Raw genomic sequence first — 24,118 nt, 5'->3', positions numbered from 1 at the left:
TTTTTTATGAAATGGTTGATTTTGATAAAATGATTAACTTCGGAAGCCGTATTCATTCTTATTAAACATGCATATAAATCTTAAACAAGCCCTTGAAAAATTGGATGATTCTTCAGATGAATTTATGGAGCTGTTTGGTCATGGATCACTTTCAGTTGAAATCTATAAACCGAATAAAGTAGATAAACAAACACCACATGATAAAGACGAGATCTATGTGGTTGCATCAGGAACAGGAGCATTTTTAAATGGTGAAGAAATCAGCGATATTGGGCCAGGAGATTTTTTGTTCGTAAAGGCAGGAGTGAAGCATCGTTTTATTAATTTTACAGCAGATTTTTCGACATGGGTATTTTTTTATGGACCTAAAGGAGGAGAGCAAACTAAAACTAAAGATCAATGACAATACCGAAATTCTTATTATGTGATAATACAGATCATCCGGATGATATTTTTATCATGCATACTGAATATCCTCAATTCATTATCAATCTACTAAATGATGAGATAGAATGGATGGATGAATTGCGTGGTGACGAAACAGAGATCGCCAATGAAATTGCTAGATTAATTGATGATGCGAGCGCTTTTTATGACCGAGAAATGGAAAGGTATACAGAAGAATAAGCGTATTTATTTTTTAGCTTTTTTAACCAATTCAATTTGAGAAATGTCTGTTTTAGCCGTAAATAAACCGTAGTTTATAGTGGCAGTATTTTTTTCTAATTTTTCGATAGTGCCCTTGGCATTTCCATCGACAAGACGCACCGTATCGTTAATTTTGAACTGGTAGTCTTTTATAAAAAGTGCCTTTTCTCTTTGAACTGTTTCCTTTTTAATTCTGATTTTTTTTACCTCTGGTAATACTTCTTTTTCAATTTTTTTCAGTTCAGCCTCTTTGAGCTGCTGTCTTTGTTTGAGTTCTTTATTGATCTTAGTCCTCTCTCTTTTTGACAAAGGTTTTTCTTTCAGATCATTTTTCTTGTTCAACTCTATAGTCAGTTTATTCTTTTTTAGCTGCTCGAATTTAGTTTGTTCAATTAAAGACCATTTTGTAAAATTCTCCCGAAGTTCTTTTTTATTCTTTGTTTGAAAGAATTTATTTAATATCTCATTGGTTTTCCTTCCAAATGAGAGCATTTTTTGATTGTTATCATATAGGTCTTGGAAACTCTCAATTTTATCCTGGATCTTTTGCTGTTGAACTAAAAGTTTTTTAGAACCGGCTTTTGCAGTCTCTTGCTCTTTGACTAAGCCATCAGCTTTTTTTTGTAATTCGTTTCTTTCATTTTGAAGTTTGGCAATGGTTTTATCCAGTCTTATTTTTTCTCTCTCGACTTTTTTCTTAGCTCTGTTAATCAGTCGAAATGGAATGCCATTTTTTTGAGCCACTTCAAAAGTGAAAGAACTCCCGGCCTGACCTGTATGTAATGTAAACAAAGGTTCTAAAGTAGATTGATCAAACTGCATGTTGGCATTGGTCACATTTTCTAACTCACTGGCGAGTACTTTTAAGTTTGAATAATGCGTTGTGATGATGCCGTATGCTCCTTTTTCATAAAATTCTTCAAGAAATATTTCTGCTAAGGCGCCTCCCAGTTCCGGGTCACTACCCGTACCAAATTCATCAATTAAGAACAGTGTATTATCATTACAGCGTTTAAGAAAATTACGCATATTCTTTAATCGGTAACTGTAAGTACTTAATTGATTTTCAATAGATTGGTTGTCGCCAATATCAGTTAGTATCTTGTCAAAAATACTTACCTCACTTCTTTCATGAACGGGTATCAGGATACCGCTTTGAATCATGATCTGAAGCAGTCCAATTGTCTTTAAAGTAATGCTCTTACCTCCGGCATTAGGCCCTGAAATGACAATAATTTGTTGCGTTTTATTGAGTTCAAGGGTTTGTGGAATAGTTGTAATGCCTTTTTGTTTATTTTCTAACCAGAGAATAGGATGGTAGGCATCCTTTAAGTATATTTTTTTATCGTTGACTATTTTTGGCAGGCAAGCGTTGATGGTTTGGGCATATTTGGCTCTGGCTCCAATACTATCAAGGTGGGATAGATAATCTTGGTAACTAACTAGCAAGTGTGCATAAGGGCGAATATCGTTAGTCAGATTTTTAAGTATTTTGACTACTTCTTCCTGTTCTTCGTATTTGATATTTTGTAATTCTCTGGACAATTGTAAAGTTGCTTCTGGTGCTATATAAACGATACTTCCTGTTCTGGAATTACCCATTATCGCGCCATTCACTTTCCTGCGATACATGGCTTGTACAGCCAAGACACGCTGATTGTCAACAACAGATTCTCGAATATCATCCAGGTATCCTAAGGATGCATAGTGCGCTAAGGCCTTATTAAAACTACCTCCCAGTTTCCCTCTGATTTTATTGATTTCTTTGCGTATGTGCTCTAACGAAGGAGAGGCATTGTCTACAACTTCACCAAAAGGCGATATCACATTCTTTATTTTTGTACTGAGAAATTTATTGAATTCAATATGCTCTGATTGTTCAAAAAGAGTAGGGTAGTACTCCTTGAACTTTTTATAAAACAATAACAGGTTATTGATATTTTCTGAGATGGAAGCAATTTTTATAAATGCTGTTCCTTCCAGAAAACTATCTTGAATTCCCAGAAGTGAGATTTCTGTGGAAATTTCCTCAAAATAGTGGCTGGGAATACGATTTTCATTTTCGAAAGAGGAGAGGTATTCATTTACCTGGTACAATTCTGCCTTTAATTCTAAAGAACGATTGATGGGTCTTATTTTTTTGACATGCTCTCGTCCCAGATCAGAAATACAATATTCCTCGACACTCCCTAAAACTGTAGAGAATTCGAGGTCATTTAGTGTTTTATCTGTTATATTATGTTGCAAAGTCCTAAATTTGTCACGGCAAAAATAACCAAATTTATACTATGAACATAAATATTTCGGATAGCTGGAAATCTATTTTAGAAGAAGAATTTAAAAAGGAATATTTTCATTCTTTATTAGATTTTGTTGAGGATGAATATAGGTCCCAGACTTGTTATCCAGATGCAGCTGAAATATTTGCTGCTTTCGATCATTGCCCATATGAAAAGGTAAAAGTAGTGATCATTGGTCAGGATCCTTATCATGGAGAAGGGCAGGCCAACGGGCTTTGCTTTTCTGTTCATGAAAACAAGCGGCACCCGCCTTCTCTTGTTAATATATTTAAAGAACTGGAAAAAGATATGGCTAAAGCATACCCTGAGAGCGGCGATCTAAGTGATTGGGCAGCACAGGGTGTTTTGCTATTGAATGCTACCTTGACGGTCCGTTCCGGAGAAGCTGGATCACATCAGAAAAAAGGATGGGAAAACTTTACAGATGCAGTCATTCAGAAGTTATCTGATGAAAAGGAAAATATTGTTTTTCTTCTTTGGGGAGGGTATGCCCAAAAGAAAGGGAAGAAGATAGATGCACTAAAGCATAAAGTATTGGTTTCGGGCCATCCTTCTCCTTTAAGCGCAAATCGAGGTTATTGGTTCGGAAATGCTCATTTTAGCGCAGCAAATCAGTATTTGAAGCAAATCAATGCTCCAGAAATAGAATGGTAGACTGCTTATTGAGCATGTTCTTCATACGGTTACGCTACGCGTACTAAAATAGTTATTTTAAGCTATCCTTTAAGGGGGATATTTTTTAAAACCAGTTTTAAAAAAATCCAGAATCTACCAGCAGAAGATATACTCGCCCTTTCATCTGGAGAATGCGCTCCTTTAATTGTCGGACCAAAAGAGATCATGTCCATATCCGGATAATGTGTACCGAGTAATCCACATTCCAATCCTGCATGACAGGCCACAACAGCAGGCTCACTTTTGAATAAATCAGTATAGATTCCAGTCAGTACTTTTAAAATTGGCGAACTGCGATTTGGGCTCCAACCAGGGTAGGACCCAGAAAATTTCACGTCAAATCCATTATTCTCAAAAGCGTCTTTTAGTGAATTCGCAACCTCCATTTTACCTGCTTCTACTGAGGATCTTGTTAAACAAGCAATGCTAATCAAGCCTTTGCCAAGTGTTACGCGCGCTATATTATTAGACGATTCTACTAAGTCTGGAATCTCTTGACTCATGCTATATACCCCGTTGATTGCCTTTTCTAAAGCTTGAATCAATTCATTTTGATCGTTTGCTGCCAAGGCTGATAGAGGTCTTTCTGCCTCTGAAAGCGAACATTTCAAATTAGGTTCTGTTTTTGCAAATTCAGCGAGAAGTAATTTACTTTGTTCTTCAAATTGTTGCTTTAACTGAGCTATCTTGTCATTATGGCAAGTGATTACGGCAAAGCTTTCTCTTGGGATCGCATTGCGAAGACTTCCGCCATTGATCTCTGCTATATGAATAATATCTTGATTTGCTTTAAGGAGTGCATTCATGATTTTATTGGCATTACCAAAACCTTTGTGAATGTCCATTCCCGAGTGACCGCCTTGGAGTCCGGTTACTCTAATTGTAAAGCCCTTAAAATCATCAGCAACGGGCATTTCTTTGTAATTTTTTGATGCGGTAATATCGATACCTCCTGCACAACCAATATCGATTTCATCATCTTCCTCTGTGTCGAGATTCAAAAGGATATCACCTTGTAAATAGCCAGCTTCTAAGCCTTGAGCTCCTGTCATGCCGGTTTCTTCATCTATAGTAAATAAAGCTTCAATTGCAGGATGTTCAAGATCCTGACTTGCCAGAACACTCATAATCGCTGCAACGCCTAATCCGTTATCCGCCCCAAGTGTAGTACCTTCTGCTTTCACCCAGTCTCCTTCGACCTTCATTTTAATGCCTTCTGTTTCAAAATCAAAATTTACGTCGGCATTCTTTTGATGAACCATATCTAAGTGAGATTGTAAGACCACACTTTTTCTATTTTCCATACCTGCTGTAGCTGGCTTTCGAATAATTACATTGCAAACCGGATCAACAATTGTTTCAAGACCTAATTTCTTTCCGAATTGAACCATAAATTCAACAATACGCTCCTCTTTTTTAGAAGCTCTTGGGATGGCATTGATATCGGCAAAATGATTCCATAATATTTTTGGTTCTTGAGACCTTACTGCTAAATTTTCCATAGTATTTTAAATTAATCTAAATCGATGACTACATCTTCTATTGGTTTTCTTACTTTTTTCATTCCGCTCATAATATCATCTTCGGCACGAAAACCAACAGGGAGTAATAAAACTGATCTAAGCTGTTTTTGTTCTAATTCGAGTATGGCGTCAAACTTTACTGGATTAAAGCCTTCCATGGGGCATGAATCTATTCTTTGCTCCGCGCACACAGTCATTAAGGTTCCAATTTTGATATAAGCTTGATTGATGGCTGACCCGTCTATTTGTTCCGCTGTTTTATTTTTAAAGATTGACTTCAGTTGGTTTCTAAATTTCCCTACGATTTCCTCAGAAGTGCCTCTAATGCTTTTCTCTAATTCAAAATAGGCATCAATTGAGCTTTCATCAAAAGCCGTGTCTATGCATATCACAAGTAGATGAGAACAGGTTGTAATCTGTGGTTGAAAGTAGGCATGAGGCAATAATTGCTCCTTCAAGGCATCTCCCTTAATAACAAGCATTTTAAGCGGTTGAAGTCCAAAGGAGGTAGCCGTCAAATTAAAGGCATGTTTTAAAATAGCCACTTGATCTGCATTTAGCTTCTTTGATTTATCGAATTTCTTACAGGCGTATCTCCATTTAAGACTGTCTATAATATTTGTATCTGAACTCATATGTTATTTGATAAGGTGGATTCGACTAAATGATTAAAACAATTTATGAGTTCAAGGACTGCATTTTGACCAAATTATAATAAACTCCTTTATTTTTTAATAATGCTGAATGCTTTCCTTGTTCTACAATTTTTCCTTTTTGTAAGACCACGATAAGGTCAGCATTTTGAATTGTGGAGAGTCTGTGAGCGATAACAACAGAGGTTCTGTTTTTCATCATTTTTTCCAAAGCGTCTTGAACCAGTTTTTCAGATTCAGTATCAAGTGCTGAAGTTGCTTCGTCCAGAATCATGATAGGTGGGTTTTTCAGAACTGCCCTTGCAATACTAAGCCGCTGTTTTTGACCTCCTGAAAGTTTGTTTCCACTGTCTCCAATATTCGTATCATACCCTTTTGGCATATCTTTAATAAACTCATGGGCATTGGCAATGTTTGCTGCTTCCAGAATATCTTCATTTGATTTATCAGTAACCCCTAAAAGAATATTATTTTTTATGGAGTCATTAAACAAAATGGAATCTTGCGATACCAAGCCTTGTAAGCCTCTCAATGACTTTTTGGTAATATCTTTAATGTCAACCCCATCAATTTTAATACTGCCGTCATTTACGTCATAAAACCTTGTAATCAGATTGGCAATAGTAGACTTACCACTACCAGATTGCCCAACAAAGGCAACTGATTTTCCTTTTGGAATTTCTAATGAAAAATCTTTAAGAACATATTCGTCTTCATATTTAAACGAAACATTTTGGATTGAAATACTTGAATTAAATCCATCTTTTACTAAAGCATTTTCACGATCTTTTAAAGGAGATTCAGTATTCAAAATTTCTAAGACTCTTTCAGCGGCTGCATCACCTTTTTTAACACCATAAACGGCTTTAGAAATAGCTTTGGCGGGTGTAAGAATATTGTAGGCCAAGCCCATATAAACAATAAAAGCATCCGGAGCCAAGGTTTTCTCTACCAAAACAAGAGAGCCACCATACCATAGTAAAATGGCAATAACAGCAATTCCTAAAAATTCACTTAATGGTGAAGCGAGATTCTTTCTATTTAAAAGTGTGTTCGAAAAATGATAAAAACGCGATGTAGATTCTTGAAATTTTGAATTAAAATAAGGCTCTGCATTAAAACCTTTAATCACTCTAAGGCCTCCTAGAGTTTCTTCGAGAATAGATAAAAAATGTCCTTGCTCTTTTTGTACATTATCCGATTGTTTCTTTAATGATTTACCTACTAAGGATATGATATATCCTGATACAGGGATAAAAATGAATACAAAAACAGTCAATTGAGGACTTAATGCCAGCATCGCAATAATCGTGAAAATAATGGTTAGCGGTTCTCTAACTATTAATTCAAGTATGGATAAAAACGAATGCTGAATTTCTAGTACATCAGTTGAGATTCTTGCAATCAAATCGCCTTTTCTTTTTTCTGAAAAATACGACAGAGGTAGGTCAACTGTTTTCTCATACAAGTCATTTCTTAAGTCTTTGAGTACACCATTTCTTAAGAAAGTGATAAAAAACAAGGCCAGGTATCCAAATATGTTTTTAAGTAAAAATGTTGCGATGATAATAAATATCATAAACATTAATGCCTTTAGCTCACCTTCATTATTTACCTTTTGAGTAATAAAATAATTGATATAACTTTCAATATAATCACCTAGATCTACAATCCCATTATAGACGGGAGGCGTATTAATAGGTTCTGAACTGTTAAAAAGAACCTTAAGCATTGGCATCAATGAGACAAATGCTAATGTTCCGAATAAGGCATAAAATATATTGCTAATGATGTTTAAAATACCATAACCTTTATAAGGTTTGGCATACATCATAATTTGTTTGAAATATTTCATCAATTGTTTCTTGACATATAAGCCAGATTAATTCAATTTACATTCTTTAATAATACTTTGAATTTTTTGATCTAATGCTGCTTCTACTTGTTTTGCATCAGCAACATCATTTAACCCAGTGTGAACGCTAAAGTAGAATTTAATCTTGGGCTCAGTTCCGCTAGGTCTTGCCGCCATCCTTGTTCCTTCAGTTGTTTGATAGATCAGCACATTTGATTTAGGTAAATCAATTACTGTCTCTTCACCTGTAATCAGGTCTTTGCAAACTGAGGTTTCATAATCAAACAAGTATTTTACTTTTTCACCGTGCATCTCTGTGATTGGCGAGTTGCGCATATCCACCATCATTTGCTGAATTTCCTGAGCTCCTTCAACACCTTTTTTTACAACAGAAATCAAGTGCTCCTTATAGAATCCATGATCTTTATAAAGTTGCAACAAGTCAGCATAAATTGAGCTTCCATTGTTTTTGGCGATTGCTGCAATTTCACAAGCAAGCAAAGTACTTGAAACGGCATCTTTATCTCTAACAAAATCACCTACCATAAAACCAAAGCTTTCTTCACCACCTCCGATAAACTCTTCAGTTCCTTCAGCCTCACGAATCATCTTGGCGATCCATTTAAAACCAGTTAAGCCAACTTTAGTAGCAACACCATAGCTGTTGGCAAGCACATCAATCATTGGGGTTGAAACAATTGTAGAGCCTACAAATTGTTTTCCATTAATTCGGCCTTCCTGTTTCCATTTTTTAAGCAAAGCATCTACCAATACGGCAAATGTCTGGTTTCCATTTAAAAGAACCAGTTCGTTCTCCAGATTTCGAACAGCTATTCCTAATCTGTCACAATCAGGGTCAGTTCCTATTACAATATCTGCGCCAATTTTATCAGCCAGATCAGTAGCCATTTTCAATGCAGCCGGTTCTTCCGGGTTAGGGGAGGCAACGGTTGGAAAATCACCATTTGGCTCTCGCTGTTCTTCAACAATATGTACATCTGTGAATCCTGCTAATTCTAAGGCTCTTGGAACCATGGTAATAGAAGTTCCATGCAGCGAAGTGAAAACAATCTTTAACTGATCTCTATTTTTAGTTTCTTTTGAGGTAGAATTGGCAACCGCTTCCACAGCAAATTTCTTGTCAATTTCTTCTCCTATAAGATGTATGAGCGCATTGTTTGCTTCAAATTTAATGTCTTCAAATTTCACCTTGTTGATTTCATCAACTATGGCTCCATCTTGAGGTGGAATGATCTGCCCACCATCATTAAAGTATACTTTGTAACCATTATATTCAGGTGGATTATGGGATGCAGTTAACACAATTCCTGCGTCACAATCAAGTTCTCTTACGGCATAAGATAGTTCAGGAGTAGCTCTAAGGTCTTCAAATAAATAAACAACAATGCCATTGGCAGAAAAAACATCGGCCACAGACTGAGCAAATGACTTGCTGTTATGTCGGCAATCAAAGGCAATGGCTACTTTAGGTTGCTTGTCTTTAAAGGTACTGAGTAAGTAGTTAGACAAACCCTGTGTATTTTTACCTAAGGTGTATTTGTTGATTCTGTTTGTTCCGGCGCCCATGATACCTCTCATACCTCCCGTTCCAAATTCAAGGTCTTTGTAGAATCTGTCGGTTAGGTCTTTAGAATCGGTATTTAGCAATTCTTGTATTTCGTTTTGTGTTGCTGAATCAAAAGGAGTTTTGATCCATTGTTTGGCTTTGTTGATGATTTCGTTGGTATTCATATTTTATTGATATTTAAGGGTACAAAGATAAACTTTTTAGGGTGAAATATTGGGCCTCAAAACCATGAGCAAAATTGCTGATGCGTTTACATTAAATCAAGCATCAATTGATTGATCAGCCATTGATTTTGACCTTTAGTCATTTGATAAATTTAATTTGTCACTTACCGAATAACGCTTTTGCTTCCTTTTGGATCTCAATATTAACTCACCTAAAAAACCAGCTAAAAATAATTGCGACCCTAATACCATACAAGTCAGTGCAATAAAGAACCAAGGGTTGTCAGTAATCAAAATGGCAGGTTTTTGCTGGTATAGTTTTATGATTTTTGAAACACCTATGATGATTGATGAAAGGAACCCAATAATAAATACCATGGTTCCAAGCAATCCAAACAAATGCATGGGCCTTTTCCCGAATTTAGTCAGAAAGTTGATCGTTATAAGGTCTAAGAAGCCATTGATAAATCGATCCATCCCAAATTTAGTGGTACCGTATTTTCTCGCCTGGTGGATCACCACTTTTTCACCAATTTTTTGAAAGCCGGCATTTTTTGCAAGAACCGGGATATAACGATGCATTTCGCCATAAACATCTACATTTTTTACAACGTCTTTTTTATAAGCTTTTAGACCACAATTGAAATCGTGAAGTGATAGGCCTGAGGTTTTTCTGGCTGCTGCATTGAATAATTTGGAAGGTAAATTTTTTCGAATTTTAGAATCGTAACGTTTCTTCTTCCAACCAGAAATTAGATCGAAATCTTCATCCTTGATCATATTGAACAAGTCAGGGATCTCATCAGGGCTATCTTGAAGGTCTGCATCCATAGTAATCACTACATCTCCTGAAACTTCCTTAAAAGCTGCGTTTAAAGCTTGCGACTTCCCATAGTTTCTTTGAAATCGAATTCCTTTTACCGACTTGTTCGATTTAGACAGCGCTTCAATAATTGCCCATGAGCTATCATCACTGCCATCGTCAATAAAAAGTATTTCATATGAAAAACGATTGGACTGCATAACTTTTGCAATCCAATCGTGTAATTCTTGTAAAGATTCTTCCTCATTTAATAGAGGAACAACTATGGATATATCCATTTGATAGTTTTATTTTTTAACCTTCTTCAGATTTTTTCATTATCAATCCGCCGATGAGTGAAATAATTAATCCAATAAACAAGCTGAAGATAATTGTCATCGTTATATTAGCGCCAGTATTTAAGAACATGGCAGAACCTTTTATAGCACCTTCTAATTCTTGATCAGTTAAGTTGGGGTATTTTTCAATGATGACTTGTTCCTGCACTTTTGCCATATCCTCAAAGTAAGTAGGTTCAATCATATTGTAAAAAATCAATAAGTAAACAATATAGACAAGAGCTGAAATCAGTGAAATACCCAAACCAGCTTTGATCGCATCACTAATTGACAAAAATCCTGAATTCGATTCTTTTATTTTTTTAATTCCAAGTATAATTATAGCGATAGTAATTACCAGCGAACCTACAATTAATGACCAGTGAGGCTGGTAGATATCACCAGCAACATAATTTATGAGTGCTATTATAATGGATGCAAATCCTAATAGCAATCCATAATTGAGCATAATTGATTTTTTCGAAACTTGAGGTTGGTCGTTCATGATTTTTAAATTAAAGGTTTAACAAATATATATAATAATATGTATTGATAATCATTAGTATTCCTTCAAAATAAAAAGTTACAAAAAAAAGCTTGTTTTATTGTAAAAGGATAGTATTTTTGCATCGGCAAGTCCTGCACAACCAGCTCCCTTTGAATCCTCCAGGGCGGGAACGCAGCAAAGGTATTAGGTCGTAGCGGTGTGATGCAGGTAGCTTGCCATTTTTTTTCTTCTTTGCTAAGAAAAAGATCTTCAAAAAGCACTCCAACTTTCATATTAAAATTTCATTTATTTATAGCATCTTTGCAATATGAGTAAGGTTATTTTTATTACCGGCGCCTCTTCAGGTATTGGGGCTATTACAGCAACTTATTTAAGCGAGCAAGGCTTTGTTGTTTATGGTACCAGTAGAAATCCTAAAGCAGAGAGCAGAAATTTTGAGCTGATACAACTTGATGTTTTGGATAAATTGAGCATTGATGCGGCAGTAGCACAGGTCATTGAAAAAGAAGGGCGGCTAGATGTATTGATTAATAATGCCGGCATTGGCATTACCGGACCAATTGAAGAAACGCCAACTGAGGAGATGCGCAAAGGGTTTGAAACAAATTTTTTTGGAGGCATCGAGGTCATTAAATCTGTTTTACCACAAATGAGGAGACAAGGGGATGGGCTCATTCTAAATGTTACCTCCATTGCTGGTTATATGGGCTTGCCATTTCGAGGGGTTTATTCGGCAACAAAAGGATCTATGGAAATTCTTACTGAGGCTTTGAGTATGGAAGTCAAGCAATTTGGTATCAAAGTAGTGAATGTGGCCCCGGGAGATTTTGCTACAAATATTGCTTCAGGGAGATACCATACTCCGGTGTTTAAAGGTTCTGCCTACGCCAAACTTTACCAGAGCAACCTTGATTTAATGGATGCCCATGTTGATTCGGGTAAAGATCCGATCATTATGGCGCATCGAATCCATAAAATAATTAACGACCCCAATCCAAAATTACATTATAAAGTGGGTGAATACATGCAAAAATTTTCTATCGTTCTTAAAAGAGTTTTACCAGACAGGATGTATGAAAAACTAATCATGAACCATTATAAAATGTAAGTGCATCTATTCATAAAACACAGCCACTTCATTCAAGTCTTTTCGTTTTAAATCAGGTACAAACACGGGTTGTTTTGGATATCCAACAGGCAATAATAAAAAAGCCCTTTCATTTTCAGGTCTTTTTAAAAGCCGGGTGAGAAATTTCATCGGGCTCGGTGTATGGGTGAGTGTTACCAGTCCAGCATTATGAATGGCTGTAATAAGCATGCCACAAGCAAGTCCTACTGATTCATTTACATAATAATTATTGACTTTGCTGCCATCGTCTTTATATTCATACGGGCGTTTACATGCAATTATAAGCCATGGGGCAATCTCTAAAAACGGTTTATACATATCTGTGGCTATCGGAGCTAAATCATTTTTCCAACGTTCTCCCATGCGATTCTCATAAGTTTCTTTTTCCTCAGCTTCGGCTGCTAACCTGATTTGATGTTTTAAATCTTTGTTTGAGATCGCACAGAATGTCCAGGGTTGTTTATGTGCACCAGAAGGTGCAGTTGAAGCCGTTTTTATAATATTTTCAATTACTGATTTGGGCACATTCTTATCACTGAATTCCCTAATGGACCTGCGTTGATTCATCCAGTCATAAAAATCTTCACTTTTTTGTTGCATTTGGTCATTGGAAAGGGAGCGGTGCTGGTACAAAATATGTCTGAAACCATCTATATTTATGTCTTTTTTATTCATAGTTATTAAGTTAAATCAAAAACGAATTACTTACCATATTTCAGGAGGTAAACCGAAGAAAATATCATAAGATCAGCATATAAATGTAGCACAAATAATTGAAGGAACAATTCTTTACAATTCTATTGACCTCATAAAAAAAGGCCTCTGAAAAGGCCTTTTTTGATCTAGTTTAAGTTTGGTTGCGGGGTAAATCTGAGATATGGTTTTATCTCTGTATATCCCTTTGGAAATAATGCTGGAATTTCCTCGTTGGTAACAGATGGCACAATAACACAGTCATCACCATTTTTCCAATTGGCAGGTGTCGCTACTTTTTCGTAGGCTGTTAGCTGAAGTGAATCGATGACGCGCAGCAATTCATCAAAATTTCGACCTGTAGAGGCAGGGTAAGTAATAATGAGTTTTATTGTTTTATCTGATCCAATAACAAATACTGACCTTACTGTAAATTTGGCATCTGCATTGGGATGAATCATGTCATATAATTCTGACACCTTCCTGTCTTCATCAGCAATAATAGGAAAGTTTACCGTAGTGTGCTGGGTTTCGTTGATGTCTTTGATCCAGTCGTGATGTGATGCAACACCGTCAACACTTAGTGCTACAACTTTTACGTTGCGCTTTTCAAATTCCGGCTTATATTTTGCAACAGTTCCAAGTTCTGTTGTACAGACAGGAGTATAATCTGCAGGGTGTGAAAACAAAACCCCCCAGCTGTCTCCCAGCCATTCATGAAAGTTAAGGTCTCCTTCTGTGGATTTTGCTGTAAAATCAGGAGCCACATCTCCAAGTCTAATGGTTGCCATATTAAATCGTTTAAAATTCTGATCTAAGTTACGAATTTTATAAAATTCACTTCGCCAAACAATGTTAAGATTTCATGAAATTTATTGATGTGTCCAGTTGTCTGCATCATTGCTGTCATTGGGTGAAAGCCCAAGTATATCTCCTTTTGTGTGCACACCCAAACCCAATACCGTCCTGTTGGCATAATTAAAATAGCTAACCACCTGGTTAATCTCAAGAACCTCTCCATCCGTAAATCCAACTGTTTTTAGATGTTCTACATCATTTTGACCAAGTTTAAGAGGGTTTAATGTTAGCATATTCGCATAGGAAAAACCCTTAAACCATTTTTTATCGAAGAAGTCTTGCAAGGAATTATGATGGAGTGCATCATAGAAGGCGGCAGATTTATCCTGATCATTCCAAAGTTTTTGCAATCCTGCAAAATGATGCTCAACACAATAATCGCAATGATTTAGAAAGCTAACATAAACACCTAGTGCTTCAAGATACCATTTGGGTAATGTGTTATTCGTATTATGGATCACATTTTTATATAATGCCATATGGCCTGTGAGGGTGTGAGGTCTCAGACTATGAACCATTAGAATATTGTCTACTTGATTATTCGGGCCCTTAACACGGTCGTATAACTTTTTTAATGATTTATCAGCCTCGTCGTAGGTCAAGTGTTTTATCCAGAACATAATGGGAATTTTATCAGTGATGATATTTCATATATCAATGCCCGTCAATTTACAAATATTTTTAGATGAAAGGGAATTCTTATTTTTATCGATAAATCAAAATCTTAAGTTTTTAACTGAATAAAATTGTTACATCATAAAATAATCTTGTTGATATCAAGTTTAATAAATTATATTTGCAAAAATGTAAAATCAAACAAATGAAATTTTTTATAGATACTGCTAATTTAGATCAGATAAAAGAAGCTCAGGCACTTGGAATACTCGATGGAGTAACCACAAATCCGTCTTTAATGGCGAAAGAAGGTATAACAGGAGCTGAGAATATTATCAACCATTATAAGGCAATTTGTCATGAAGTTGATGGTGACGTAAGTGCTGAGGTAATTGCGACTGATTTTGAGGGTATGGTGAGAGAAGGTGAAGCACTTGCTGCTTTGGATCCTCAGATTGTTGTAAAGTTACCTATGATTGCGGACGGGATAAAAGCGTGTAAATATTTTTCAGATAAAGGTATTAAAACCAATGTTACTTTAGTCTTTTCTGCCGGGCAAGCCTTGCTTGCAGCAAAAGCAGGAGCTACTTATGTATCTCCATTTATTGGAAGACTTGATGATGTTTCAACCGATGGTTTAGGATTGATTTCAGAGATCAGACTTATTTTTGACAACTACGGGTATACTACTGGAATATTAGCTGCCTCTGTGCGTCATACAATGCATATCATTGATTGTGCTAAAATTGGAGCAGACGTTATGACTGGTCCTTTAAGTGCTATAACTGGATTGTTAAAGCACCCTCTTACAGACATCGGACTTGCTAAATTCCTTGAAGATTTTAAAAAAGGAAATTAAGTTGAAATCAGGATTTGTTGCAATGCAACTAATCCTTTTTTAGAAGCAATTATTGTTATAAATTAAAGCTACAGCTTGCTGTAGCTTTCTTTTTTTAACATGATAAATTTTGGCTTCCGCTAATTTTATTCTAGATTTAAGTAAAATTAATGACTTCAAGACCATGAAAAAACTTCAATTTTACATAAGACCTATCCTTTTATTTACTGTTTTTTTACTGTTTTTTTCCTGTGGAGGAAGTGATGATGGGCCAGATCCAGATCCAATACCAGATCCGGTTCCTGAGCCAAGAACGAGTCAAGACGTTATTGATGATTTTAATGCCTTGACCATTAACGTTGGAACCAATGATTTGCAATTGGAATCTATTGTAGAAGGGGTTTTCTGGAACTTTAGAATTATAGTACCTGAAGCTGCATCGGATTCAAACCAAAGACCGTTGGTGATAAGATTGCACGGGGCTGCTCAGAGCGGTTCAGCAACTGCCCATCAAAGTACAGAATGCTTAGTAGAGCCTGCTTTTGAAGGCAAGGATGTGTTTATATTAAGTCCGAATAGCAACGGCGTATTATGGTATGAACAGGCTAATATTTTGCAAATTCTGGCATTAAGTGATTTGGTAGTTTCAAATTTGGATATTGATCCTGCAAAGGTCGTATTGACCGGTTATAGCGATGGAGGAAATGGTAGCTGGTTCTATTCTCAGTTCTACCCTGATCTTATCTCAGCAGCAATTCCTATGGCAACTTCATATAACACGAAAAGGAGTAATGGCGATCTTATTAAGATTGATGTACCCTTATATGTGATTCATGGTTCTGAGGATGATCTTTTCCCTCTTGACATTACCCAAGCTTTTGTTGACGAATCTATAGGAGCTGGTTCTGATATAACATTTGTTGTGGCAGATGGATTGGTTCATAACGAACCATGTACTTATGTTGACGAACTTAAAAAGGCTGTTACATGGCTGGAAACGGAAGTCTGGTAAGCTACAGAGAATAATAAAAAACTTAAAAGGCCGAATATATTTCGGTCTTTTTTAGTTACTGATTAAACTGAAATGTTTAACATAGGTTGTAGAGATGTCATCAGGGTCAGTCACAGTCATTGTAAACCAATAGTCATCAGAAGGTAAGGTTCTGCCGTTATAAGTGCCATCCCAATGCCCATTAGGTGGAATAGAAGCCAATAATTTCCCAAAACGATTAAAGATTTGTATATCGGAATATTCAAAATCTACCGGGTTCAAACCTTTTACTTCCCAGACATCAGCCTCACCATCACTATTTGGTGAGAAAAATTTTGGAAATCCAAAAATGAAAAACTTTTTTTCTACAACCTCACAATTTTTCCTGTCTCTGATAAATGCCGTATACGATCCTGGAGCCAGCTCATTAAATTCAGGATCCTGCTGATATGGACCAAAAGGACTTTCAAGAGAAAATTCAAAATCACCTTCATTTTCAAGGAAAACAGTAGCCCTATGAACGGTACCGTTATCTTCGAGTTTGATGTTTTTAACGATAGGTGCGTCCACCTTGCTAATAGTTATACTTCTTACAATACTGCAGAGCGTTTCTTTATCTGTTATGGTGAGGTGGTATTCTCCTTCACCTAAGGCTTCAATTTCATAAGTTTGCTCTCCGCTAAGCCATTCGTATGTATAGTTTTGTCTTTCAAATGAGTCAACACCTGCATTAATTCTAAATGGAAACGAAGCGGCGCAAATGCTCAATATTTCATCCTGATTTATTCGAGGTAAAATAGGCATGTCTAAGTCTATTGATCCGATGCCAGAGCAAATATTGTCATTTACCAATCGAATAAATATCGTACCGGGGCTGCCAATATAATTTTCATCAAATGCTTCATAACCTAGACTCGCTAAGTTTTTACTTCTGTGATATGTGGCTGTTGTGGTGTTGGGTAATCCCAAATCACTTACAATTGCACTTGTTTGAGTAGCCAAATCAAACAAAGCGGTACCATCTCCTTGATTACACCCAATCATTTTCTCGGCCACAAATTCAAATGTTTTGGTTGCTCGTAAAATTACATCAGCAACATTATAACAATCAGAACCAGATCTAATTACCTTGGCCAAAAGAGGTTCATTCGGAATTGTATTGGTATAGAAATAGGGTATCGCATTTATATTCAATGTGTCATTAGTAAGCGTATTTAAATCTTTATAATAGAAAACATCTACCTCATCCCCGCGACCCAAACTCACAGGGTCGTTTGCCAGTTCTAAGTTAAATTGAGTGATACCATCCTCTGGGTCTAAATCTGTATCGCATTCAATAAAAGTGTAAGGACTTGATATAACATCTATATTTCCTGTAATTTCAACTTTCTTCTTTAAAGGTTTACCGGTAAATCCATTAAAAGTGGTGGTAAGCGTTACTTCATATTCTCCTTCTTGAGTATATTGATGATAAGGTTCTGGCTCAGTACTTGTTGTTCCATCGCCAAAATCCCAAACCAAACTATCATATGGATCTTCAGATGTGATAAAGAAATGCGTTGCATCACCTAAGCATGTATATTTATAGTCAAAAGTTAGTATAAACGCCGATGAAATAAATGGAGGAAGACCGTAATTTGAATAAGTTCCGCCGGCCAGTGTAACAGCATTCTCAACATATCCTGCATCTCTTCCATTGAGTTCTGGTTTGGAGATGGCCGCCAGACTGGATTCTCCAATACCGGTGTCGGTTTTGTGTTTTGCCCTATATATTTTCCCGTCCAAAGCCAATTGAAGTGCGCCGGCAAGAAGGGTTGAAGATTTGTGTATTTCGAATTTACTGCCGAGTATATTCTGACTCTGCAGGTCAAATTGATAGACATTACTGCCTGTAAAAAATGACTGCCCTCGGTTGGTCACATATGTATTTGTTGAGACATATAGTTTTCTGGATTTGGGAGAAAACTCCACTCCATAAGGATAAGTACTGCTAATTAATCGGGTACCGTTAACAGATGTTTTCCCGGTCTCCGAATCAAAATCGTACAAAAACACCCTTCCCGACGTACTACTTTGTCCTGTAAAACTAAACGCAATGGCTATTTTTTTTCCATTGGGAGAGAGCTTCAAATAGCCGAGTGAAGATAAATTCACCAGGGTGGTGGAACTTCGGCCTACTGCAATTGGAATCACATCGTTGACAACCGTCTTTATTGGTTCTTCATTCAATCCGTTTATATCCAATTTAAAGGCGTAAAAAGTATCGACGAAATGGGTCAAAATCCAATAGGAAATACCATCGTAATGCAATGTAGCCGCTATCTTTTCAGAACTTTTCCATTCGTTTTGTTCCGCATCGTTTGGATTATAGGTCAGCAAATGTAAATTTTTTGACCCGGAAATGACATCTCCTTTGCCATTGTCAAGATTCATATCGACAATACTGTAGTTGATACCGTTTTTGACCTCACCAATCTCAATATATTCAGACCTGCTCACGGTGAAAACATAATAAATATTTTTGCTTTCGGGCATGGGAACGATAATGGCAGCCTGGGTACTCGATTTTTGCCCAAATAAGCCATCACCGTTAGGCATTATATCATGATTTCTGTTCCATATTGTAGTTCCGTCTGTGTAAAATAGCAAAGCCCCTTTCGCGTTCGATATGCTGGCACAACCTTCTAAGGTATTTAAACTCCCTTTTTGAGCAACCGGACTTCTGGTACTAAAATTCAAGCCGGCATATTGCCCAAAAAACCAATTGGCAGTTTCTTTTTGCCCATAGGTCAGCGCAAAAATAAATATGAATAATATGGATAGATAATTGTTTTTCAAAGCGTATAGAATTGGTGTATTCTAGTCGCAAGTTAATGATTTTTCAATAATAGATGCACGAATCTGAATCGGATTTGATTGATTCAAATTTGAAGTTTAGTCAGATTGATGAATTAGTGCAGGTGTTTTTGTAATTCTTTGATTTCATCTCTGAGTTTCGCAGCAATCAAAAAGTCAAGCGCTTTAGCAGCTGCTTCCATGTTCTTTCTGGTCTCCCTGACTCTTTTTTCTAATTCTGATTTGCTAAGATACTGTAAGTCATGTTCATTAGCCTTGGTGTTGGCTTCATCATATTGGTAAGTGGCTAACTGGTTTTTGGACAATGAATCATCAATATTTTTTTTGATTTGTTTCGGAGTGATGTTATGTTTTGTGTTATAATCTGATTGTTTTTCTCTTCTTCGCTTAGTCTCATCAATTGTCAATTGCATGCTTTTTGTGACCTTATCTGCATACAGTATTGCTTTTCCATTGACATTTCTAGCAGCCCTGCCTACAGTTTGTGTCAATGATCTATGACTTCTTAAAAAACCTTCTTTATCAGCGTCTAAGATTGCAACAAGCGATACTTCCGGTAGATCAAGCCCTTCTCTTAATAGATTTACCCCAATTAAAACGTCAAATAATCCTTTTCTAAGATCATTCATAATTTCAACTCGTTCTAGTGTGTCAACATCTGAATGGATATATCGGCATCGAATCTGAATTCTGGATAAGTATTTTGTCAATTCTTCTGCCATGCGTTTGGTAAGGGTAGTTACCAAAATTCTTTCATCAACTTCTATTCTTAACTGTATCTCTTCAATAAGATCGTCTATTTGGTTCGAACTGGGTCTGACCTCAATTTCTGGATCAAGCAATCCTGTTGGTCTTATAACTTGTTCAACAAAAACTCCTTCACTGTGCTGCAATTCATAATCTGCAGGTGTTGCACTAATATAGATTACTTGATTTTGTATCGCCTCAAATTCTTCAAACTTCAAAGGCCTGTTATCCATTGCTGCAGGAAGTCTAAATCCGTATTCTACTAAATTCTCTTTTCTTGATCGATCACCTCCGTACATGGCATGAACCTGCGGTATGGTAACATGGCTTTCATCAACCAGCATCAAATAATCATTCGGGAAATAGTCCAATAAACAAAACGGTCTTGTACCAGGTGATCTTCCATCTAGGTATCTTGAGTAATTCTCAATACCACTGCAATAACCCAGTTCGCGAATCATTTCAAGGTCAAACTCAGTTCTCTCTTTTAGTCTTTTGGCTTCTAAAGACCGTCCCGATTCAATGAAAAAATCCACCTGTTTCATCAGGTCATCCTGAATATCATGAATGGCATTTTGTAATACATCTGGTGAGGTCACGAATAAATTTGCAGGATAAATATTAAGTTGTTCAAATGATTCAATGATTACATTGTTAATCAGATCAAAGCTCTCTATCTCTTCAATTTCATCTCCAAAAAAATGAACTCTAAAACCATATTCTCCATAAGACGGGTAAATAGTGATGGTATCTCCTTTCACTTTAAATGTACCACTTTTTACTTCCTCTTCTGTTCTGGAATACAAACTCGTAACCAATTGATGTAAAAATCTGGTTCTGGCTATTTGCTCACCAACTTCAATCGTGATCACATTTTTTTTGAATTCCACCGGATTTCCTATTCCATATAAACAAGATACCGACGCAACAACCAATACATCTCTTCTTCCAGATAGCAATGATGAGGTAGTGCTTAAGCGCATTCTTTCAATCTCATCATTAATTGATAAGTCTTTCTCTATGTATAAACCTGTGGTTGGGATAAAGGCTTCCGGTTGGTAATAGTCATAATAGGAAACGAAATATTCAACCGCATTGTCAGGGAAAAATTGCTTGAATTCTGAATATAATTGTGCCGCAAGCGTTTTATTATGTGCTAAAACTAATGTTGGTTTTTGCACTTTTTCAACAACGTTTGCCGCGGTAAAGGTTTTTCCTGATCCCGTAACACCTAGTAAGACTTGGTATCGGTCGTTTTCTTCTATCCCTTTTATCAATTCCTTGATCGCTTTTGGCTGATCTCCGGTTGGTTTAAATTCAGATTTTAATTGAAATTGCATTTGGCAAAAATAGCATATTCCATCATTAATTTAAAGGTCTCTAATCTTTAATAAAAAGTAAGAGCCATAAATAAAGATAAAGGTCCAGCCAAGAACGATGGCTATTTCATACCAATGAACAGCATAGTCAGCACCTATATCTTCTCCAATTTGATTCGCAATGGTTCTTACCGCACCTAATCTTGAAAAAGGCTCGTGAATTAGATTCCACATTGAATTTAAAGGCGCAAATTGAAAAATATTATCCGCGATATCAGTACCTCTAAAAACGTTCCATTTTAGAAGATTATAACCAATTGTTTCGGCAATGAACCAGATCAACATGGCTCCAACGGCAAATGCTGAACGTTTGATGAGCATTCCCAGGAATAAGCCAAATGAAAAGAATCCCAGTAGTTTGACAAAAAAAGCAACCAAGTATTCTAAATCAGAAAAAATGATTGAGAATTCATTAAAATCAGAATAAATCAAACCTAATACAAGCGAGACAAAGAATACAAATACTGTTGAGATAAGTGCAAAAAGAAGTACTGTATAGAATTTACTCATGACAAATTCCTTTTTACTAAGACCATCAATAAGATTTTGCTTCAAGGTTTTATTACTGTATTCATTAGCCATCATAGACACAATTACCAATAGCAAAAAGAATTTAAAAAAAGCGGCTATAAAGGTGTTGAAATGCCAGATGAAAGGGAAGTTGAAGATACCTTGCTCGGCGAGATGAAATTGGACAGGTCCTATATCAAATTTTATTGCTGCTATAAGCGCAATTGACATTAATAAGGCAAAATAAGTAAGAATCAGAACTTTACTGGCCGTACTATTTTTTAATTTATGGATTTCTATACTGAGTAGTCTGAACATGATTATAGATCTTGGTTTATTGATCAGTGATTATTGGTTAAAGTGAGGAATTGTTGCTCAAGCGTAGGCAACCTTTTGATCAAATGTGAGAGCACAATGTCGCGACTCATTAAAAATTTATTTAATTCGTCACTTGAAACATCCTTGTTTAATTTTAAAAATATCTTGCCATTTTCTTCTGTAGAACTTTCAATTCCTTCGTAGTCTTTAAGGGCAGTATAAAGAGCCGTATTTGAACTGTTTGTGCTCAGTTCAATCACACCGAACGAGGAGGTCATTTGATCTACCCTTCCAGAATAAAGTTTGATACCATTTCTGATCACAACAACATGAGTACATACTTTTTCAACTTCATCCAGTAAATGAGAGGCAAGCAGAATCGTTGTTCCATTCGCAGCAATATTTTTTATGATGCTTCTTATCTCGTGGATCCCTTGAGGATCCAGACCGTTGGTTGGTTCATCAAGAATTAAAATTTCAGGATCATTTAATAAGGCAGAAGCAATAGCCAACCTTTGCTTCATACCCAATGAAAAGGTTTTGAACTTACTGTTTCTCCTTTCAAATAAGTTCACTTCTTTCAGTTTCTCATCAATTTTATCATAGGAAATTTCTTTGATTTTACAAACCAATTGCAAGTTTTGCCTTGCGCTCATATAAGGATAGAAATTTGGGCGCTCAATAATAGCTCCTACTTTTTTCAATGCTTCATGGGTAGATAATTTCCCATTAAACCAACTAAAACTCCCTGAAGATTTATTCACAACGTTGAGAATAATTCCTAGTGTAGTTGATTTACCACTCCCATTAGGGCCTAGTATACCATAAACATTTCCTTTTTGAATATCAAAAGAAAGATCATTAACGGCATGAATTCTGCCATATTTTTTGTCTAATTTGTTAAGCGATAAGATGGTTTCCAAGTTGTGTTTTTTGAATTGATATTAATAAGACGAACATAGCAAATAAATGTTACTAAAAAAATAAAGCTTCAATCGGAATGTTAGGTTCTAGGATTAAAGTTTATTAAATTCGTCGAAGATGTTATGATCATAATCAAGGAACTATGGATGAAAAACTAATTTCCAGAAAGAAACCGACTTTTCCAATAAATGAAGAGCTGTATCAATATTTGAGTACTTATAACAGGAGTATAAAGATTCCTGTTTTTTATGACGATCTCCTCCGGTTTTCAGGATCGGTTAACGTCTATGATAAGCATGATAAAGATACGCTATGGATCAGGGTATATTATCCTGAATTTGAACAAAAAGAGATTGATCTTAGCCTCAAACGAATGTATAATATTTTGCATGGAGATGGGAGTGAAGGCATATTGGAGAACTTGATTGTTGATGAAATTGATTATTGCACTTTCGGTAATTCTAAACCATTTAGGGTCAAGATCAGAAATATTCTGAATGACAATTATACTTATATTTATGTGAAGAAGGCAGATGCTTCGCGGGTGTATGGCCTTGAATTTGAGCACTTGCTTTCGCCTAATCACATAAATTTTTTAATATATAAGGATACCTTAATTGAGGAGCATGTTCTTGGGATTCCAGGTGACATGTTTATGGAAGAAAGTTTAGGTGATATTTCAAAAATTGAGAAACAAAGACTTTCAAAGGAGTTTGTAAAATTTAATGAGCGCTGTACGTTAAGGTTATTAGGAGACATGCGTGCTTATAACTACGTGATTGTGCCTACCTATGATTTTGATCAAGTGCAGTATAGAATAAGAGCCATGGATTTTGATCAGCAGAGCTTTGAGGGTAAATTAAAAGTATACAGGCCCCAATTTTTTAAAGATAATTTTGACTTTGTGAAAATGGTTGAGGAGAATTTGGGTAAAGAATCAGTTGAACAGTACAAAAAAGAAGAAAGATCTGCGCTGGCGAAAAGACTTAAAGCTACCGGAAACAGGATACGAAGGTTAATGGAATGCATGAAAAATGATCAGATTTCAACACCAGAGAATATTGAAATGCTCAAAAAAGACCTGATTGATTATACCCATGATAAAGACTTTAAAAAATGCAAAAACATGGGAGAAATTATCATGGTTGTTTTTAATTTTGTTGTTCGAAATTATGAAAGCGCGAATACGTATATTATTAGATAAAT

21 protein-coding genes and 1 other RNA gene are annotated in these 24,118 nt (G+C 36.0%); 8 read left to right on the top strand and 14 right to left on the bottom strand.

Annotated elements, in window-relative coordinates:
- The first annotated feature begins 67 nt into the window (after nucleotides 1-67).
- Nucleotides 68-403, top strand: coding sequence for a cupin domain-containing protein (locus QWY87_RS06525; protein WP_290289621.1), 336 nt, complete (start codon nucleotides 68-70; stop codon nucleotides 401-403).
- Nucleotides 400-627, top strand: coding sequence for a DUF8828 family protein (locus tag QWY87_RS06520; protein ID WP_290289619.1), 228 nt, complete (start codon nucleotides 400-402; stop codon nucleotides 625-627). Before QWY87_RS06525 ends, QWY87_RS06520 begins: the two co-directional genes overlap by 4 nt.
- 6 nt (nucleotides 628-633) lie before the next feature.
- On the opposite strand, the gene QWY87_RS06515 is transcribed toward QWY87_RS06520, so the two are convergent.
- Nucleotides 634-2,895, bottom strand: coding sequence for an endonuclease MutS2 (locus QWY87_RS06515; protein ID WP_290289616.1), 2,262 nt, complete (start codon nucleotides 2,893-2,895; stop codon nucleotides 634-636).
- A 41-nt stretch (nucleotides 2,896-2,936) separates the two neighbouring features.
- Here QWY87_RS06515 and QWY87_RS06510 point away from each other — a divergent pair, with 41 nt between their 5' ends.
- Nucleotides 2,937-3,602, top strand: coding sequence for a uracil-DNA glycosylase (locus tag QWY87_RS06510; protein WP_290289614.1), 666 nt, complete (start codon nucleotides 2,937-2,939; stop codon nucleotides 3,600-3,602).
- Nucleotides 3,603-3,664: 62 nt separating this feature from the next.
- Here QWY87_RS06510 and QWY87_RS06505 read toward each other — a convergent pair whose 3' ends face one another.
- From QWY87_RS06505 to QWY87_RS06480, 6 genes are all read right to left on the bottom strand, one after another.
- Nucleotides 3,665-5,125 (bottom strand): aminoacyl-histidine dipeptidase, encoded by a 1,461-nt coding sequence (locus QWY87_RS06505; protein WP_290289612.1) that lies wholly within the window; start codon nucleotides 5,123-5,125, stop codon nucleotides 3,665-3,667.
- A gap of 11 nt (nucleotides 5,126-5,136) precedes the next feature.
- Nucleotides 5,137-5,781 carry an NAD(P)H-dependent oxidoreductase gene (locus tag QWY87_RS06500; protein WP_290289610.1) on the bottom strand — a complete coding sequence of 215 codons (645 nt, stop codon included), beginning with the start codon at nucleotides 5,779-5,781 and terminating at the stop codon, nucleotides 5,137-5,139.
- Between the two features lie 43 nt (nucleotides 5,782-5,824).
- A complete protein-coding gene (locus QWY87_RS06495; RefSeq protein ID WP_290289608.1) occupies nucleotides 5,825-7,654 on the bottom strand; it encodes an ABC transporter ATP-binding protein in 1,830 nt (609 codons plus the stop codon).
- A gap of 27 nt (nucleotides 7,655-7,681) precedes the next feature.
- Nucleotides 7,682-9,406 carry a phospho-sugar mutase gene (locus QWY87_RS06490; protein WP_290289606.1) on the bottom strand — a complete coding sequence of 575 codons (1,725 nt, stop codon included), beginning with the start codon at nucleotides 9,404-9,406 and terminating at the stop codon, nucleotides 7,682-7,684.
- A 135-nt stretch (nucleotides 9,407-9,541) separates the two neighbouring features.
- Entirely contained in the window at nucleotides 9,542-10,507 is a 966-nt protein-coding gene (locus QWY87_RS06485; protein WP_290289605.1) for a glycosyltransferase family 2 protein, read from the bottom strand.
- A gap of 16 nt (nucleotides 10,508-10,523) precedes the next feature.
- Nucleotides 10,524-11,051 carry a DUF4199 domain-containing protein gene (locus QWY87_RS06480; RefSeq protein ID WP_290289604.1) on the bottom strand — a complete coding sequence of 176 codons (528 nt, stop codon included), beginning with the start codon at nucleotides 11,049-11,051 and terminating at the stop codon, nucleotides 10,524-10,526.
- A gap of 125 nt (nucleotides 11,052-11,176) precedes the next feature.
- Here QWY87_RS06480 and ffs point away from each other — a divergent pair.
- Nucleotides 11,177-11,275: signal recognition particle sRNA small type (gene ffs, locus QWY87_RS06475), an RNA gene on the top strand.
- 86 nt (nucleotides 11,276-11,361) lie between these two features.
- On the top strand, nucleotides 11,362-12,162 hold the full coding sequence (locus QWY87_RS06470) for an SDR family oxidoreductase (RefSeq protein WP_290289603.1): 801 nt from the start codon (nucleotides 11,362-11,364) through the stop codon (nucleotides 12,160-12,162).
- 6 nt (nucleotides 12,163-12,168) lie between these two features.
- Here QWY87_RS06470 and QWY87_RS06465 read toward each other — a convergent pair whose 3' ends face one another.
- The 3 genes from QWY87_RS06465 to QWY87_RS06455 all read right to left on the bottom strand — a co-directional run bounded on the left by QWY87_RS06465 (nucleotide 12,169) and on the right by QWY87_RS06455 (nucleotide 14,354).
- The gene (locus QWY87_RS06465) at nucleotides 12,169-12,858 is read right to left on the bottom strand and encodes a nitroreductase family protein (RefSeq protein ID WP_290289601.1); all 690 of its coding nucleotides are present in this window, start codon (nucleotides 12,856-12,858) and stop codon (nucleotides 12,169-12,171) included.
- A gap of 167 nt (nucleotides 12,859-13,025) precedes the next feature.
- Entirely contained in the window at nucleotides 13,026-13,667 is a 642-nt protein-coding gene (locus QWY87_RS06460) for a peroxiredoxin (RefSeq protein WP_290289599.1), read from the bottom strand.
- An 81-nt stretch (nucleotides 13,668-13,748) separates the two neighbouring features.
- Complete coding sequence (locus QWY87_RS06455; protein WP_290289598.1) at nucleotides 13,749-14,354, bottom strand: peroxidase-related enzyme; 606 nt, start codon at nucleotides 14,352-14,354, stop codon at nucleotides 13,749-13,751.
- Nucleotides 14,355-14,554: 200 nt separating this feature from the next.
- Here QWY87_RS06455 and fsa point away from each other — a divergent pair, with 200 nt between their 5' ends.
- Nucleotides 14,555-15,208, top strand: a complete 654-nt coding sequence (fsa, locus tag QWY87_RS06450; RefSeq protein ID WP_290289596.1) for a fructose-6-phosphate aldolase — start codon at nucleotides 14,555-14,557, stop codon at nucleotides 15,206-15,208.
- Between the two features lie 163 nt (nucleotides 15,209-15,371).
- Complete coding sequence (locus QWY87_RS06445; protein ID WP_290289595.1) at nucleotides 15,372-16,199, top strand: carboxylesterase family protein; 828 nt, start codon at nucleotides 15,372-15,374, stop codon at nucleotides 16,197-16,199.
- A gap of 51 nt (nucleotides 16,200-16,250) precedes the next feature.
- Here QWY87_RS06445 and QWY87_RS06440 read toward each other — a convergent pair whose 3' ends face one another.
- The 4 genes from QWY87_RS06440 to QWY87_RS06425 form a co-directional block, all read right to left on the bottom strand.
- Nucleotides 16,251-19,016 (bottom strand): T9SS type B sorting domain-containing protein, encoded by a 2,766-nt coding sequence (locus QWY87_RS06440; protein ID WP_290289594.1) that lies wholly within the window; start codon nucleotides 19,014-19,016, stop codon nucleotides 16,251-16,253.
- Nucleotides 19,017-19,129: 113 nt separating this feature from the next.
- Nucleotides 19,130-21,121 (bottom strand): excinuclease ABC subunit UvrB, encoded by a 1,992-nt coding sequence (gene uvrB / locus QWY87_RS06435; protein ID WP_290289592.1) that lies wholly within the window; start codon nucleotides 21,119-21,121, stop codon nucleotides 19,130-19,132.
- 30 nt (nucleotides 21,122-21,151) lie between these two features.
- A complete protein-coding gene (locus tag QWY87_RS06430) occupies nucleotides 21,152-21,988 on the bottom strand; it encodes an ABC transporter permease (protein WP_290289590.1) in 837 nt (278 codons plus the stop codon).
- A 23-nt stretch (nucleotides 21,989-22,011) separates the two neighbouring features.
- Nucleotides 22,012-22,911, bottom strand: a complete 900-nt coding sequence (locus QWY87_RS06425; protein ID WP_290289589.1) for an ABC transporter ATP-binding protein — start codon at nucleotides 22,909-22,911, stop codon at nucleotides 22,012-22,014.
- Between the two features lie 143 nt (nucleotides 22,912-23,054).
- Here QWY87_RS06425 and QWY87_RS06420 point away from each other — a divergent pair, with 143 nt between their 5' ends.
- Nucleotides 23,055-24,116 (top strand): hypothetical protein, encoded by a 1,062-nt coding sequence (locus tag QWY87_RS06420; RefSeq protein ID WP_290289587.1) that lies wholly within the window; start codon nucleotides 23,055-23,057, stop codon nucleotides 24,114-24,116.
- The last annotated feature ends 2 nt before the right edge of the window (nucleotides 24,117-24,118 follow it).

Source organism: Lutimonas halocynthiae (genome assembly GCF_030409835.1).
Lineage (GTDB): Bacteria > Bacteroidota > Bacteroidia > Flavobacteriales > Flavobacteriaceae > Lutimonas > Lutimonas halocynthiae.
The sequence above is the reverse complement of the archived record's forward strand: the minus strand, read 5'-3'. Positions and strand labels throughout refer to the sequence as shown.

What these genes read in the sequence shown, in the direction of transcription:
- QWY87_RS06525 (WP_290289621.1), top strand. Translation starts at nt 68, where the DNA reads ATGCATATAAATCTTAAACAAGCCCTTGAAAAATTGGATGATTCTTCA.
- QWY87_RS06520 (WP_290289619.1), top strand. Translation starts at nt 400, where the DNA reads ATGACAATACCGAAATTCTTATTATGTGATAATACAGATCATCCGGAT.
- QWY87_RS06510 (WP_290289614.1), top strand. Translation starts at nt 2,937, where the DNA reads ATGAACATAAATATTTCGGATAGCTGGAAATCTATTTTAGAAGAAGAA.
- QWY87_RS06505 (WP_290289612.1), bottom strand. Translation starts at nt 5,125, where the DNA reads ATGGAAAATTTAGCAGTAAGGTCTCAAGAACCAAAAATATTATGGAAT.
- QWY87_RS06500 (WP_290289610.1), bottom strand. Translation starts at nt 5,781, where the DNA reads ATGAGTTCAGATACAAATATTATAGACAGTCTTAAATGGAGATACGCC.
- QWY87_RS06495 (WP_290289608.1), bottom strand. Translation starts at nt 7,654, where the DNA reads ATGAAATATTTCAAACAAATTATGATGTATGCCAAACCTTATAAAGGT.
- QWY87_RS06490 (WP_290289606.1), bottom strand. Translation starts at nt 9,406, where the DNA reads ATGAATACCAACGAAATCATCAACAAAGCCAAACAATGGATCAAAACT.
- QWY87_RS06485 (WP_290289605.1), bottom strand. Translation starts at nt 10,507, where the DNA reads ATGGATATATCCATAGTTGTTCCTCTATTAAATGAGGAAGAATCTTTA.
- QWY87_RS06480 (WP_290289604.1), bottom strand. Translation starts at nt 11,051, where the DNA reads ATGAACGACCAACCTCAAGTTTCGAAAAAATCAATTATGCTCAATTAT.
- QWY87_RS06470 (WP_290289603.1), top strand. Translation starts at nt 11,362, where the DNA reads ATGAGTAAGGTTATTTTTATTACCGGCGCCTCTTCAGGTATTGGGGCT.
- QWY87_RS06465 (WP_290289601.1), bottom strand. Translation starts at nt 12,858, where the DNA reads ATGAATAAAAAAGACATAAATATAGATGGTTTCAGACATATTTTGTAC.
- QWY87_RS06460 (WP_290289599.1), bottom strand. Translation starts at nt 13,667, where the DNA reads ATGGCAACCATTAGACTTGGAGATGTGGCTCCTGATTTTACAGCAAAA.
- QWY87_RS06455 (WP_290289598.1), bottom strand. Translation starts at nt 14,354, where the DNA reads ATGTTCTGGATAAAACACTTGACCTACGACGAGGCTGATAAATCATTA.
- fsa (WP_290289596.1), top strand. Translation starts at nt 14,555, where the DNA reads ATGAAATTTTTTATAGATACTGCTAATTTAGATCAGATAAAAGAAGCT.
- QWY87_RS06445 (WP_290289595.1), top strand. Translation starts at nt 15,372, where the DNA reads ATGAAAAAACTTCAATTTTACATAAGACCTATCCTTTTATTTACTGTT.
- uvrB (WP_290289592.1), bottom strand. Translation starts at nt 21,121, where the DNA reads ATGCAATTTCAATTAAAATCTGAATTTAAACCAACCGGAGATCAGCCA.
- QWY87_RS06430 (WP_290289590.1), bottom strand. Translation starts at nt 21,988, where the DNA reads ATGTTCAGACTACTCAGTATAGAAATCCATAAATTAAAAAATAGTACG.
- QWY87_RS06420 (WP_290289587.1), top strand. Translation starts at nt 23,055, where the DNA reads ATGGATGAAAAACTAATTTCCAGAAAGAAACCGACTTTTCCAATAAAT.